12 protein-coding genes are annotated in these 14520 nt (G+C 68.9%); 4 read left to right on the forward strand and 8 right to left on the reverse strand.

The window, feature by feature from the left end; genetic code table 11:
- Positions 1-1074, forward strand: a 1074-nt coding sequence (locus AC4FS2_RS00005; protein ID WP_491175934.1) for an acyl-CoA dehydrogenase family protein, incomplete at its 5' end; no start/stop codon positions are given.
- Between the two features lie 112 nt (positions 1075-1186).
- Here the strand turns inward: AC4FS2_RS00005 and AC4FS2_RS00010 are convergent.
- On the reverse strand, positions 1187-1639 hold the full coding sequence (locus AC4FS2_RS00010; protein ID WP_491154621.1) for a hypothetical protein: 453 nt from the start codon (positions 1637-1639) through the stop codon (positions 1187-1189).
- A 144-nt stretch (positions 1640-1783) separates the two neighbouring features.
- Between AC4FS2_RS00010 and AC4FS2_RS00015 the strand changes: the two genes are divergently transcribed.
- A complete protein-coding gene (locus tag AC4FS2_RS00015; protein WP_491154619.1) occupies positions 1784-2188 on the forward strand; it encodes a hypothetical protein in 405 nt (134 codons plus the stop codon).
- A gap of 20 nt (positions 2189-2208) precedes the next feature.
- Here AC4FS2_RS00015 and AC4FS2_RS00020 read toward each other — a convergent pair whose 3' ends face one another.
- Positions 2209-3540 carry an alpha-amylase family glycosyl hydrolase gene (locus tag AC4FS2_RS00020; RefSeq protein ID WP_491175936.1) on the reverse strand — a complete coding sequence of 444 codons (1332 nt, stop codon included), beginning with the start codon at positions 3538-3540 and terminating at the stop codon, positions 2209-2211.
- A 240-nt stretch (positions 3541-3780) separates the two neighbouring features.
- Between AC4FS2_RS00020 and AC4FS2_RS00025 the strand changes: the two genes are divergently transcribed.
- Entirely contained in the window at positions 3781-4731 is a 951-nt protein-coding gene (locus tag AC4FS2_RS00025; protein ID WP_491175938.1) for a manganese catalase family protein, read from the forward strand.
- A gap of 45 nt (positions 4732-4776) precedes the next feature.
- Here AC4FS2_RS00025 and AC4FS2_RS00030 read toward each other — a convergent pair whose 3' ends face one another.
- On the reverse strand, positions 4777-5334 hold the full coding sequence (locus AC4FS2_RS00030; RefSeq protein WP_491154615.1) for a TetR/AcrR family transcriptional regulator: 558 nt from the start codon (positions 5332-5334) through the stop codon (positions 4777-4779).
- Between the two features lie 48 nt (positions 5335-5382).
- Here AC4FS2_RS00030 and AC4FS2_RS00035 point away from each other — a divergent pair, with 48 nt between their 5' ends.
- Positions 5383-6315: an alpha/beta fold hydrolase gene (locus AC4FS2_RS00035; RefSeq protein ID WP_491154613.1), complete on the forward strand. Its 933-nt coding sequence runs from the start codon at positions 5383-5385 to the stop codon at positions 6313-6315.
- A gap of 101 nt (positions 6316-6416) precedes the next feature.
- Here the strand turns inward: AC4FS2_RS00035 and AC4FS2_RS00040 are convergent, their stop codons facing one another.
- From AC4FS2_RS00040 to AC4FS2_RS00060, 5 genes are read right to left on the reverse strand one after another with little or no spacing between them, the layout of a single operon-like run.
- The gene (locus AC4FS2_RS00040; protein WP_491154611.1) at positions 6417-8045 is read right to left on the reverse strand and encodes a PucR family transcriptional regulator; all 1629 of its coding nucleotides are present in this window, start codon (positions 8043-8045) and stop codon (positions 6417-6419) included.
- A 17-nt stretch (positions 8046-8062) separates the two neighbouring features.
- Positions 8063-9169, reverse strand: coding sequence for an o-succinylbenzoate synthase (gene menC, locus AC4FS2_RS00045; RefSeq protein ID WP_491154609.1), 1107 nt, complete (start codon positions 9167-9169; stop codon positions 8063-8065).
- The gene (locus tag AC4FS2_RS00050) at positions 9166-9996 is read right to left on the reverse strand and encodes a GNAT family N-acetyltransferase (RefSeq protein WP_491154607.1); all 831 of its coding nucleotides are present in this window, start codon (positions 9994-9996) and stop codon (positions 9166-9168) included. The genes menC and AC4FS2_RS00050 overlap by 4 nt, the downstream gene beginning before the upstream one ends.
- Entirely contained in the window at positions 9984-11132 is a 1149-nt protein-coding gene (locus tag AC4FS2_RS00055) for a M20/M25/M40 family metallo-hydrolase (RefSeq protein ID WP_491154605.1), read from the reverse strand. Before AC4FS2_RS00055 ends, AC4FS2_RS00050 begins: the two co-directional genes overlap by 13 nt.
- Positions 11132-14491, reverse strand: a complete 3360-nt coding sequence (locus AC4FS2_RS00060; protein WP_491154603.1) for a serine hydrolase — start codon at positions 14489-14491, stop codon at positions 11132-11134. Before AC4FS2_RS00060 ends, AC4FS2_RS00055 begins: the two co-directional genes overlap by 1 nt.
- Positions 14492-14520 lie beyond the last annotated feature (29 nt).

A 14520-nucleotide genomic window follows, 5' to 3' on the forward strand; every position in this document is an offset into this window, starting at 1 on the left:
GCGGTCGCCGCGACGGGTGCGTTCGGTATTTCCGCGCCGCCGGCTTTCGGGGGTCTGGGCGCGAACACGGCCGAGTGCCACGCGGTCGCGCGTGCGATCGGTCGGGGGGATGGCAGCATCGCGTGGGTGCACGGCATCCTGGATTCCGGTGCGTGGGTTGTCTCTCTGATGAGCGAGCAGGCGCAGCAGGACGTGTGGGGCACTGACAAGGGCGTGAACTCGTTCATCTCGATCGTGCTGGCCACGACCTCGGACACGCAGCGGGCCGACGGCGGCTACCGGGTCACGGGCAAGTGGGGCTACGGCACCGGCAGCATGAACGCGGACTGGTCGCTGCTGGGTGTGCCGTTGAAAAACGATGCCGGTGAGGTCGTGGATGCCGGTCTCGCCCTGATCCCCACCTCCGAACTCGGCGTCGAGGACAACTGGTATGTCGCGGGGATGAAATCCACCGCGAGTGTGATGCAGATCGCTGAGGACGTGTTCGTTCCCGAGCACCGCATCTTCCCCCTCACCGCCGCGGTCGAGGGTGGTTACCTCAGCAACTACGACGACCTCACGTACCAGACGGTGTTCGTGCCGTCGCTGTTCATGAAGCTCATCGGCCCGCACCTGGGAATGGGACGCGCCGCACTGGACTACGTCATCTCCAAAGCCGACAGCAAGGCGATCGCGTACACCGGGTACGCCAAGCAGTCCGACTCCGCGGTGTTCCAAAGCGCGATCGCGAAAGCATCCGTGCAGCTCAACGCCGCAGAACTCGTCGCCCGCGACGTCGCCGACACCATCTACCAGGGCGCCCAGGACGGCTACTACGCCCCGTACGCGGAACGCATCGAGATGCGCGCCAAAGCCGGCTGGGTCGTGGAGACCATCACCACGATGATCAACGACCTGATGACCGCGCACGGCTCCGCCGGGTTCGCCGAGTCCGCGTCCCTGCAGCGGGTCTGGCGCGACCAGGCCACCGCCAGCCGCCACGGCCACACCCTCGCCGCCAGCGGCTTCGAGGCCTACGGCAAGACGATCTTCGGCCGCGAAGACGAGGCCCGATTCGTCCTCCCCATCGTGTAACCCACCCAGCCGCGAGGGCCCGGGCGAAACCTGACGGCTGGGGCCGAATCTGCGGCTCGGCACCGGCGCTCACGCGGCGGGACCGCGGGATCCCGTGGAGCGCGGCACGCGGTCAGGACGACAGGAGGGCGATCAGCTCAGCCTTGGTGAAGCGGGAGAAGCCACTGTGGCCCGCGGCCCGGGCGCGGTCGCGCAGCTCCACGACCGTGAGTGACGCCAGGTCGGTCGTCGGCAGGGTGGCGCTCAGAGCTTCGTTCAGAAGGGCGGCAGGGGCCGCGGATTCGGTGGGAGCGGCTTCCGCGGCGCCCTTGGCTTCAGCCTTGTCCGCGGCCTTCTGGACGCGGGCAGTGGCCTCGGCCGCCTTCTTCTCGACCTTCCGGGGATGGCGCGCGATCTTCTTCTTCGATGCCTGCGAGGCCTTCTTCGCTTCGTCCGCCAGCGACCGCAGCTTCTTCGCGATTTTCTTCGGGAGGGTCTTGCTCAGGCGCTTGGCGTCCTTGGCGGCTGCGGCTGCGGCATCCAGCGCTGCGCCGGCCGCCTTCTCCGCTTTGCTGTTCTTGGCCATGGGGAACCTCTCTCAGTCCTCGGGATCGGGCCGCTCGCGAACGGCATGTCCTGGAGGGGTAACGCTACAGGCGGATCCGGCACTTCCGGCGGCGACGCTCGCTGCTGATCGACATCTCGAAGACCGCGAGGCTACGATCGCGGAATGAGACGCCTGACGACCTCACTGGTGGTGGTGGGGAGCCTGTTCCTCATCGGTGGGTGCAGTGCTCCTGGCGAGCTTCCGGAGTTCCAGCGGGATCGAACGACCGCGGATGAGATTCCTTTCGACGTCTCCGAAGCGCGCATGGACGCCGACAGCTCGCGGCTTGCCGGCGAAGATTCTGCCGGCACGATCTACTACCTCGTTCGGGCGAAGGACAGCAATGCTCCGTGCGTCGTCGTCGTCCCGGCCGATGAGCCCTCGTGGTCAGGCTGCGGCGGCGTCGGAATGAAGGCCAGGGGGCCGGACGGCAGCAGGGTGGAAATCGTCGACCCCGGTATGACCGCGAGCAACGACCCGGAAGCAGAGAAGATCAGCCAATCGCTCCTGGCATATCCGGCCGGCTGATCACACGGGGGCGTCCGCTGCTAGGCGAGGACTGCCCACCCGTGAGGCGGAAGGATGACCTGGCCGCCTCGGATCTCGCCTTGTCCCAGTTCCACGGTCATCGCGCCGGCGGCGCTGAAGCGGGCAGGTTCGTCGCCCAGGTTGAGTGCGGTGACGATCGCTTCGTCACCTGCGGCGGAACGTAGAACCAGGGTGGTGTTGGCGCGCTCGACGACGTCGGTGTGCGCGCGGTGGAGCCACGGGCGTCGGCGCCGTAGCGCGATGAGGGCTTCGGTCGTCTCCAGCACAGAGCGTTCCTGCGGCTCGAGATCCTCGCGTCGCGGAGGGTGGGCCGGGAACTGCGGGCGGATGGCGTCGTCCCCACCCGCGCGCTCCTCCTTGGTGCCGTGGTATCCGTATTCGTCCCCGGCGTACACCGACGGGGTCCCGGCAACGGTGAACAGCACGGCCAGCGCATGCGGGAGGTGCCGGTCGCCGACGGCCGTGGCGATCCTGGTGACGTCATGGTTGCCGACGAAGGTGCTCGGGATGAAGGTCTTCAGGAGATCGTCGTGCCGTCCGATGGCGTGGGCGAGCTCGAACAGGTTGAGGTCGGCGATGCCGTGCCAGATGCCCTGCCACAGCTCGTACTGGGTCAGGGAGTCGATCGTTGACTCGGTGACGATCGCCACCTGGTCGCCGTGGATCACCTCGCCGGTGAACCACGCGTGCGGGAACCGTTCGCGCACGCGCGGGAGCACGCGACCCCAGAAGCGGGGTGCGACGGCGTACGCCGCATCCAGGCGCCACCCGTCGATGCCTCGTTCCAGCCAGTACTGCATCACCTCGACGACCAGATCCTCGACGGCCGGCGAGTTGTGGTCGAGCGCGACGAGATGCTCGTGACCTTCGAAAACATCCGCGTCCACCGGATCGCCGGGCGCCCAGCCGTCCCAGCGGACCGAGAACAGATTCGCGGTAGGGGCGTCCGGGCCATCCTGCTCGAGGAGGGCGAAGGCGGGATGCTCGCGGCCGACGTGATTGAACACACCGTCCAGCAGCACCCGAACGCCTTTCGCGTGCGCGGCGTCGATCAGCGCGACCAGGTCGGCTTCGTCGCCGAGCCGGGGATCCACCCGGAAGTAGTCGGTCGTGTCGTATCCGTGGGTGGTGGAGGCGAAGACCGGGCCGAGCTGCAGCCCGTTCAGACCCAGACCGATCAGATGATCCAGCCACGCCTCTATCCGGCTCAGGCGGTGTGAGAGCTCTCGATCGTCGTCGCCGCGGGGGTGTATGGATGCTCCGACGAATCCGAGTGGGTAGACGTGCCACCACATCACGTGCTCGACCCATTCCGCACGCGAAGACTGCATGACAGCAGGCTAGGCGACTGCGCTGCTTTCGCCGCTCACGTGCCTGGTTGATCCTGACGCAGCACCAGCAGCTTCGGGCGTCGCACGTCGGGGGATCGTCACAGCCGTCGAGGACACCGACAATCGAGACTCATCGCAGATGTAGGTCGGAGGGTACTCGGCACCCGGCGGAAAGGCGAGAGGGTCTCGGTTATGTGTCGATGCGACGAGGCTGAGAGGACCAACCGCTTCGGAGGCCTCATGTACTTTCACGTTCAGCAACTGATCAACGAAATCGAGCAGGACGAGCCGGATCCCGCGGCCGCAAACGCACTCCAGGAGGGCCTTGGCGGGCAGTTCGGTGAGATACGCACGATGATGCAGTACCTCTTCCAGAGCATCAACTTCCGCGGCCCGTCCGCAAAGCCGTACAAGGACCTGATCCAGGGCATCGGCACCGAAGAGATCAGCCACGTCGAGCTCATCGGCACGACCATCTCGCGTCTGCTGGACGGGTCGCCGCGCTACAACGGCAAGCTCACCGACCCGCTCGACAAGCCGGGCGCGGGCGGCTCGATCCCGCTGGAGATCGCCAAGCACGAGAGCAACATCCACCACTACCTCGTGGGTGCTCAGGGTGCGCTGCCGGTGGATGCCGCCGGCAACCCATGGGTAGGCACCTATGTCTACAACTCGGGCAACCTGGTACTCGACCTGCTCTACAACCTGATGCTGGAGTCCACCGGGCGCCTGCAGAAGTGCCGCCTGTACGAGATGACCGACAACAAGACGGCCCGCAGCACGATCTCGTACCTCATCGTTCGCGATCAGGCGCACGAGAACGCGTACGCGAAGGCGCTGGAGACCCTCGGCGTCAACTGGCGTACGTCGCTTCCCATCCCCAAGACCAACGCGGAGAAGTTCCCCGAGGTGGCTCGCCTGCTGGAGATGGGACTGCAGAGCAAGCAGTTCTCCTTCGACCTGACGAACCTTTCCGAGGCGGGGAAGATCTTCCAGGGAATGTCGCCCTCGAACGACGGCACCAAGCTCGATGCGAGCGAGCAGGCGCCTGTCGGGGTGCCGATGACCATCGCCCCGGAGCGGTTCGAGGAGTTCTCTCCGGGAGCCGACACCGAGCTGCAGGAGCTCATCGAAGCCACCGCAGCCATGGAGATGGCGGACATCGACCGCACCTTCGGCGAAATGAGCTGAGCGCGTTCGGCAAGCGCCCGCCGCGCGAGCGGCGGGCGCTTCTGCTCAGCGGTGCAGGCCCGCCAGCAGCATGCGGGTGTACCGATCCGCGGCATCGAGCGGATCGCCGGGAGCGCCGGCGCGCACGGCGTGCGCGAGCCCACAGGCCAGGGGCACCACATCGCCGTAGGCGAGGTCATCCCGGATGTCCCCGGCGCGTTTGGCGCGGTCCAAAAGCTCAGCCCCCACCTCGCGCAGCCGTGCCTTGAGCTGCGTCGTCTCTTCGAGTTCGTCGTGCACAGCCGCATTCACGGGGGGCAACGACGCGTCGATGATCTGCGCGCGCACGATGGTGGACAAGAAACTCGAGAACGCCGACCCCGGCTCATCATCGTGAAGAGCTCGCTCGCCCGCTGCGATGAGTTCGGCGAGCCGGGGCTGCGCGACTGCTTCGAGCAGCGACGTGGGCGTGGGGAAGTTGCGGTAGGTCGTCCCGACTCCTACACCTGCCCGCTTGGCGACATCATTCAAGACCAGGGGTTGTCCGCCGTCGACCATCGCCCGCGCGGCGCGCAGGATCTGGTCGCGGTTGTGCGCCGCGTCGCGCCGAAGAGCCGTCACCATACCGAAAGCGTAACTGGACAAGTTATCCACTCGACCCATAAGTTCTATGTGGATAAAGATTCCACATACGGATCGGAGTACGACGTGACGTTCACGGTTGACCATGTGGGCAATCTGCCCGCCGGATTCGAGGAGACCTTCACCAGTCACACGCTGGACGTGGACGGCGTGAGCATCCACGCCGTTGTCGGCGGGCAGGGGCCCGCCCTGCTCCTTCTGCCGGCCTGGCCCCAGTTCTGGTACGGCTGGCGACTGATTATGCCCGCTCTCGCCGAGCACTACACCGTCGTGGCGGCAGACCTCCGCGGCGTCGGGGCCAGTGCCAAGCCGCGCGACGGTTACGACGGCGCCACGCTGGCGGAGGACATGGCGGGCCTCATGACGGCGCTCGGGCACGACACGTTCGCCGTCGCGGGCTACGACCTCGGCATGATCGTCGCGTATGTGCTGGCCGCTGCCCATCCGCATCGGGTGACGAAGCTGGTGCTGGCGGAGGCGATTCTGCCCGGGCTGAGTCCGTCGCCGCCGCTGTTCATGGACAAGCCCACCAACGAGTTCCTCTGGCACTTCGCCTTCAACCGCCTCGGCGACATCAACGAGCAGATGGTGCGGGGGCGGGAGGAGGTGTACTTCGGCCACCAGTTCGCGTCGAAGGCCGCCTCGCCCGATGCCATCGCCCCGCACGCGGTGGAGTTGTACGTGAACGCGCTGCGCGACCCGGCCGCTCTTCGGGCGAGCTTCGAGTTCTACCGATCGGACGCCACCTCGGAACAGATCATCGCGTGGCAGCAGCGCGGGCGACTCTCGATGCCGGTGCTCGCTGTGGGTGGGCAGTACGCGAGCGGAGCCTCGGTGGCGGAAGTGGCGAGCATCGTGGCGGCCGACGTCACGGAACTGGTCATCCCCGGGTCGGGTCACTTCGTGCCGGAGGAGGCGCCGGAGGCGTTCACCGCAGCGCTGCTCGGCTTCCTCGCGGCCTGATCGCGCTCGGCGCCGGGCGCTTCTGCTCCGGATCGATCACCGCACTCGACGACCCGACGATCACTCCAGCCGTCCCGGCGGTCCGAAGCGAGATCGCAGCATCAGTCGCGGCGGATGCGCAGCTGCAGCATCGCGGAGAACCGCACATCCGGATCGCTCAGGTCGATCTCGCCGACCTCCGCGACGCGGCGGAGCCGGTAGCGGAACGTGTTCGGGTGGATGAAGCTCGCCGCCGCCGCATCCGGAACATCCCCGAAGCTGTCGAGCCAGGCCGCCAGGGTGCTGACGAGCTGTGCACTGTTGCGCCGGTCGTACTCCGCGAGGCGCGCCAGGAATCCCGTTGTGGTGTCACCGCGTGCAGCCAGCAGGTCGCGTAGTTCGAGGACGAGCGACTCCGTCTCCACGTCCGCCATCCGAGCGACCCGCCCACCCCCGGGTCGCTCCGTCAGCACCCGGAGGACCCGGCGAGCCTGCGCCCGCGAGCGCGCGATCCCGGCGATGTCGTCGGCGGCGTGGCCGATCGCGATGACCGCCGGGATGCGGGTTCCCACGCGCTGCAGGAAGTCTTCCGCGAGTGCTGCCGACCGCTCCTCGGCGGCCGCATCGGTGACGGGAATGATGCCGTAGGCCGTGTCCGCGACGAAGGCCACCGCGGCACCCGGTTGCACCGCCGAGAGGTGCATGGCCAGAGCGTCGATGAGCCGCTCGCGGGACGCGATGAGCTCGCGGTCCGCCCGCACCGACCCGGTCTCGTTCTTGCCCGGCAGCGCGGCGGCTGCGATAACGCTCACCCGTTTTCCGGCGAGACCGAGTCGGCTGAGCGCGTCCCGCGCTGCGGGGCCGCCCTCGATCGCCCGGCTGACCAGTTCCGCTCGCAGCCGCCGTTCCGCATCCGCTCCCGCACGCACCCGCAGAAGGTGCAGGGCGACGAGCTTCTCCGCCTCACGGAGGGTCGCGGCGCGTTCGGGCGTCACCGGTCCGTCCATGGCTGCCCACACCGAGCCGAGCACCTCGTCACCGGCGCGGACGGCGATCGCGACGCGCTGCGTGGTGACCCCCTCGCCCAGACGCACGGGGTCGACCACGACGGGTTCGTGGCTGCGGTACAGGTCGCGGAACACCCCGAGATCGGCCAGTGCGTTGGCATAGCGATCGGGGACCTGTCGCCCGATGATCGTCTCGATGCGGGAGGCGTCTGCCTCGTCCTGCCGTCCCGAGAACGCCAGAACACGGGATGACCGGTCTTCGATCGTGATCGGCGCATCCAACAGCGCGGCTATCGCGTTGGCGACGGCGAAGAGGTCGCCGGCCGGTATCCCCTCGAGCGACTCCGACTGCGTGTGGCCGATGTCCTCCTCGGCGAGCACCGAGCGAAGCAGCGCGGCGAGCTGCGTCCAGGTGGCCCCGCGGGCGAGTCCGAGGATGGCGACCCCCGCCGTATCCGCCGCCGCGCGCACGTCGTCGTTCACCTCGACCGGCGACCGCACGATGAGCGCGATACCTCCCCGGAGTCCGACCGTCGTCAGCAACGGGGGCAGGTCCTCGGCGGTGTGCACGCCGATGCCCAGCACGATCGAGTTCTCCGGATAGACCGGCTCATCGACGGGGTCGTGGATGACGACGCCGCCCACGGGCCGGTCGGCCTCGATGCGCCCGTAGGCGACCTCCAAGAGCGTCACGCCCAGGTCGGTGAGGACGCGTCCCCAGGTGGATCGGGCTCCCGGACTCATATCCGGGAGCGTAGACCTCACACCGGCACCCATTCGACGGCGGTGGTCAGCTCGTCGAGGATTTCGGGGATCGGCGTGACGCCGAGCCCTGGTCCCTGCGGCACGGCGAGGTGCCCGTCGACCATGACGAAAGGCTCCGTGATGTCGGTGCGGTAGAACCGGTCGCTCGCCGATACGTCGCCGGGAAGGGCGAAGCCGGGGAGGGCGGCCAGCGCCACGTTCGCGGCGCGTCCGATGCCGGACTCGACCATGCCGCCGCACCAGACCGGCACGCCGTGCGCCGCGGCCAGGTCGTGGATGCGGCGTGCCTCCAGATAACCGCCGACGCGGCCCGGCTTGATGTTGATGATGCTCGTCGCCCCGAGTCGGATGGCGGCGGCCGCGGTCTGCGCCGAGGTGATCGACTCGTCCAGGCAAATGGGTGTCTTCACGACCCGGGCCAGCTCGGCATGGCCGAGCACGTCGTCCTCCTCGAGCGGCTGCTCGATGAGGAGAAGCCCGAACTCGTCCAGACGCGCCAGATGCTGCGCGTCGCGGAGGGTGTACGCCGTGTTGGCGTCGACCTGGAGCGGCACATCGTCTCCGAAGCGCTCGCGGACGGCGCGGACGACGTCGATGTCCCACCCCGGCTCGATCTTGAGCTTGATACGCACGTACCCCTCGTGGAGGTACTCGCCGACCGCATCCAGGAGCTGGGGGATCTCGTCCATGATCCCGACCGACACCCCGGACGGCACCCGATCGTGCACCGCGCCGAGCTCCCGCGCGAAGGAGCGTCCCTCGGCACGGAGCTCCGCATCCAGAACGGCCATCTCCAGTGCGGCCTTGGCCATCCGGTGTCCCTTGAAGGGGGCGAGGACCTCGTTCACCATGTGCGCGCCGGACAGCTCCGCCGCGCCCAGTGCCGGCAGGAAGAAGCGCTTCAGAACGTCGACGGCGGCTTCGGTGTACTCGGGGGAGTACACCGGCGTGGGGAGGGTGACGCACTCACCCCAGCCCTCCGCGGCATCCGTCACCGCCTTGATCAGCAGGATGTCGCGGGAGGTCTGAGTGCCGAACGACGTCCGGAACGGTGAAACGAGCGGCATGGCCACCCGCCGAAGCTCGAAGCCCTCGATCTTCACGATGTCTCTTTCTTTTCCTGGTCTCCGGCGTTCTTTTCCTGCAGGACGTACCCGAGGTTTCGGTCGAACCCCGTCACCCGGGCGCCCGCATCCAGCAGCGCCGTCATCCGATCGCGCACGGTGGTCCGCCACCAGTGGGCGAGGGCGCGGTCCTCCCGCCGGATCTCCACGATGTCCGGTGGTACCGCCACCGACACGACCCCGGGCGCGGTGGGGTCGGGGCGACGCGGTGTGCCTGCCGCGGCGGCCGCCGTCTGCGCGCTGCGCAGCTGCCACCGCACGAGGAGCCGATCGGTCTCGTCGTCGGTATTCACCCCGTCGAGGATCTCGCCGTAGAAGTTGGGAAGGTACTCCACGGGGAGGGCGCCGAGCTTGACGATGTTGAAGTACGCGTTGCGGGCCACGAGCGGGTCGAATGTCCACTCGATGACCTCGATGCCGCGCTGCAGCGCCCACGCCCGTTGATGCAGCTTCAACGCGTAACCGACGGAACGCCCGGCGTGCGCCGGCGAGACTCCCGCGATGTGGCTGTGGAGCGCGTGCCGCTCCGGGGTTCCGTGGAACGCGATCGCGACCCCCACCAGCTCATCGTCGGCGTAGGCGCCGGCGATGTAGTTGCCGGCCTTACCCAAAGCGCGCAGCAGCTCGGTGGGGACCGGGGGGTTCTCCGCGCCGCGCCGCCAGATCTCCGACAGCAGCCGCACCGATGCGGCCTGGTCGGGGATGGAGGTGAGCTCCCGGACGGTGACGCCGGCTTCGTGTGCGGCGCGCTCGGCGTCGTGCACAGCGGAGGCGGCCAGGGCGTCGGCCTGGATCACCTGTTCCATGGTTCTTCCTTCCGTGAGATCCGCGCGATCAGCTCTCCGAGGAGCTGTGTGCGCGGAACGAGTTCGGCGACGAGGACATGCTCGTTCTCGGCGTGCGCGCCGCCGCCGACGGCGCCCAGACCGTCGAGGGTCGGCACGCCGATGCCGGCGGTGAAGTTGCCGTCGCTGGCGCCCCCGACCGCGATGCTTTCCCGCGGCGCGAAGCCGAGGCCGGCGGCGATCTCCGCGGCGGCGTCGAACAGTGCCGCCGACATCGCCGCTTCCAGCGGGGGGCGGTTGATCCCGCCGAGAATCCGGATGCTGGTGCCTGGGGTCACCGCGACGTATTCGCGGAGCGCCGTGTCGACTCGTTCCAGCTCGGCGGCTGTCCGAGCCCGGACGTCGATCGACAAGCGTGCGGCGGCGGGAACGGTGTTGCTCGTCGTGCCGGAGGCGGCCACGGTGGGGGTGACGGTCGTCCCTTTCGCGTCGTCCGCGAGGGCCGCCGCGGCGAGGGTCACGTGGGCGAGTTCGAGCGTCGCGTTCGCGCCGTTCTCGGGCTCCAGGCCGGCGTGCGCGGCGCGGCCGGCCAGAACCACGTCATACAGGGCGACGCCTTTGCGCTCGGTTTTCAATGCGCCGTCGGCGGAAGCCTCGAGCACGAGCGCGGCGCGCGCCCCGCGTGCTTCGGCCTCGATGAGCCCGCGAGAACTCGGTGAGCCGAGCTCCTCATCGCCGGTCACCAGGATCGCCACGCCATCCCGGTCTGTCAGGCCGGCCACCGCGTGCAGCGCCATCGCCAGGCCCGCCTTCATGTCGAAGGACCCGGGCCCGGTGAGCACGCCGTCGTGCACCGCGAACGGGAGCCGCTCCAGCGTCCCGATGGGCCACACGGTGTCGTGGTGGGCGAGGACGAGCACCGTCGTCTCACCTCCGAATCGCCAGAGGAGGTGCGATCGACCGTCTCGCAGAATCCGCTCCGGATGCGCGCCGAGGAGGTCGGAGCCGAGCCGCGCCACGAGGTCCGCGGACGCGGCGACGGCAGGAAGGTCGTTCGACGGCGACTCGCACTCCACGAGCTCACGGATGGTGGCGATGATCCCGTCCTCGGTGAGGACCGGAATGAGAGCCTCCGCGAGGGGCGACGAAGCGTCCATCAGGCGGGGCTCGGAACCTTCGGCGTCGCGCGGGCGCCGAAGTGCAGGTACTGTTCGCCGCTTTCCAGCGAGTAGAACGTCGCGGTCATCCAGGTCTGCGCGCCGGGCTCGCGGAGCGCGAAGACGCCTTCGCGAAGCGGGGTGAGCGGGTAGACGTCCACCGGGTCGGGCACCAGCTCCGCCAGCGGGCCGAGAACCGTGGTGCGAAGGATCGGGCCGTCGTCGCCGACGAACACCTCTTCACGCACGGATTCCCGCTCGTACACGCCGAGATAGGGGGTGATGTCGACATCCACCGGCTCGGCGGGCGGTTGGACGGGATGCTGCATCTCGATCCCGGCCAGTTCGGCGAAGATCTCTCGGTACAGGTCCTGGTAGAGGTCGCGCCCGTGCCCGCCGTTGGTCAGGAGCGTCACGGCGACGCCCGAATCCTGGTGGATGCGCAGGAAGGCCGCCTGCCCGATCGTGTTCCCGTCGTGGCCGTAGAGGCGTTCGCCGTTCCAATCGAACCGGATCCAGCCGAGACCCCACGAGTCCCCGAGCACCTGCTTGTCGGGAACTTCGACATGGAAGGCCCGCATGTCGGCGACGTCGTCCTCGCTCAGGAGGCGCTCGCCGTTCTCCGCGATCCCGCGGGCAAGGTGCAGACGCGCGAACGCCAGCACGTCGGCCGCGCGCGCCGTGATGAGCCCCGCAGGGCCGAGAGAGCGGGGGAGCGCCCAGGCGGGCGCCACCAGTTGAACACCGTCGTCATCGACGTGGCCGACGGCTGCGGCGTGGAGGATCGCCTCCTCAGGAAGGGTCACCGTGTGCGTGAGGCCCAGCGGAGCGAACAGGTGCTCCCGCATCGCGGCATCCCAGACGCTTCCCGTCACGACCTCGATGACGCGCCCCAGCAGAACGAATCCCGAGTTGCTGTACGACCACGTGGCACCGAGCGGGTGGTTCTGGGCCGCATCCGACAGCAGGGCGACGTACTTCTCCAGGCAGTCGTCCCCCCGACCGGTGTCGGTGAAGACGTCGCCGTCGATGCCACTCGTGTGCGTGAGCAGGTGGCGGATGGTGACGCCCTGGGTGAGCTCGTCGTTGACCAGCTGCAGGTCGGGGAGGATCTGCTTCACCGGTGTGTCCAGCGTGAAGTGACCCTGCTCGATGAGTCGCAGCGCGACGGTGGCGGTCCACACTTTCGAGATGGACCCGATTTGGAAGACCGAGTCCGCCGTCACACGGCCGGAACCCTCGGGAAGGTTCCGGTTGAGCGTGCCCGTGCCGAGGACCACGAGGTCATCCGCGCTATCGGGGCTGTGTCGCAGAATGCCCAGCTGGGCGCCGGGCACCCCGTGGCGCTCCGCGAGCACGTCCAGGCGCCGCTGCCAATGGCCGGCGTCGATGGCCGCGGGCCGCGGTCCGGAGGTCGAGCCGGCGTACCGCTCCACCCAGTCGACGACGCGGCGGGCATAGTCCACTCGGTGACTGGGCGTTCCCAGCAGCGGGAAGATGTGGCTGCCCCCGGGGTAGATCACGAGCTGTGTGGGCACCCCGCGCTCGCGCAGAGCGTAGTGCCATTGCTGCGCCTGCCCGACGGGGCAGCGGAGGTCCTTCTCGCCGTGGAGGACGAGGGTCGGCGTCGACACCTGATCGACCGCCGTGTACGGCGACATCTCGGCGAGCTGGTCGCGGTTGACGGAGTCCCAGGGCATCACGCCGATCTCGTGGAGATTGAGCAGGTGGGCGTCATCGCTCGAGCCGCCCATGCTCACCAGGTCGGAGACGATGCCGCCGGCGACGGCCGCCTTGAATCGCCCGTCGTGCCCCGTGAGGTACGCGGTCATGAAACCGCCGTAGCTGTATCCGGTGACCGCCAGCCGGTCGGCGTCGACGAGGCCCTCGGCGACGAGTTCGTCCACCGGTTCCAGGAAGTCCGTCGCGTCCGCGACGCCCCACCCGCGGTAGACGGCCTTCCAGAAGTCGGCCCCGTAGCCGTCGCTTCCGCGCGGGTTGATCATCAGGATCGTCCATCCGCGAGTCGCGAGCTCCTGATGGAACACGTGCATCTCGTCGACGGCGGCGTTCCACGCGTTGTGGGGGCCGCCGTGGATGTCCACGAGGAGGGGGGTGGGCCCGTCCACCGTGGGGTCGCGGACGATCCAGCCCTGGACGACGGTGCCGTCGCTGATGGTGAACTCCCGTGACTCGCGGACGAACAGCTCGGCCCCCTCGGGTGCGGAGCCGTGCGCGGTGAGGACCGTGGCATCCCCCGTCGTGAGGTCGAGGCGGACGATCTCGCCGAACGAGGTCGGTGTGCCGAGCGCGATCGCGGCGGTGTCGCCCGCCACGGACAGTCCGCTGACGACCTCACCCTCCGCGCCGTAGAGGTGGCGCGGCGACCCGCCCGACAGGGGAACGGCATAGAGGTGGGTGCATCCGCGGTCGCGGATCGCGAACAGCACGTCGCCGCCGGCGGTCACCTGGGGAACCGCACCGGGGTAGGCGGGGGCGCCGGGCATGACGTTGCGATCGAGGGATGCCGACAGCTCGGTCAGCTCGCCCGATGCCAGGTCGACGGCGAAGAGGCCGGCGAGGCCCTCCGGGTCGCCCGGCCAACCCACGACGAGCAGGCCTGTGCCGTCGGGCGTGAAGGACACCGTGCCGGCGTATCCGTCCGTGAACGCCAGGAGGCGCGGGGGAGCGGCAGGATCGGACGGGGTCAGCACATGCACGGCAGAGTGGTAGGTGAGGTCATCCAGCCCCTGCGGTCGCGTGGCATAGGCGACCGTGTCGCCGTCGGGCGACCAGGCCGGGCTCCCCGCATCCGCGTTCCCATCGGTGAGCTGGCTGACCTCGCCGGTGACGAGGTCGAGCAGGTGCAGCTGGGCACGGACACCGCGGACGAACCAGGCGCCGTCCACGAGGTAGTCGATGCCATCGGTGACGAGAGGGGAGCCGTTGCGCGCCGCACGGTCCTCGTCGCTTTCGTCCGTGCTCGCCGCCGGGTCGACAGGGGCCGTGAAGACGATCTGCGACCCGTCGGGGCGCCAGACCGCGGGTCCCGCCCCCAGGGGCAGGGAGGTGCGCTGCTGCGGTTCACCGCCGCTCAGCGGGAGGGTCCACAGTTGGCCGTCGCGGAGAAACGCCAGCGTCGAACCGTCCGGCGAGAAGGCCGGTGCCGCGTCGCTGCTGCCGCGCGTGAGGGGGCGAGTCGTTCCGCCCTCGGCGACCCACAGGGCGCTGGTCGCGTGATCCGCCGCAGCGTCGACGCCCCCGAGGACGTAGACCACGCGCTTCCCGTCGGGTGACAGGGCAGGCTGGCTCGGGATGGTGAGCGCGAGCGTGTCGTCGATGCGCATTCTGCGGGTCACAGGAGGCTCCTTTGGTCTCGATGAATTCG

Source organism: Microbacterium sp. Z10_103 (assembly GCF_058310455.1).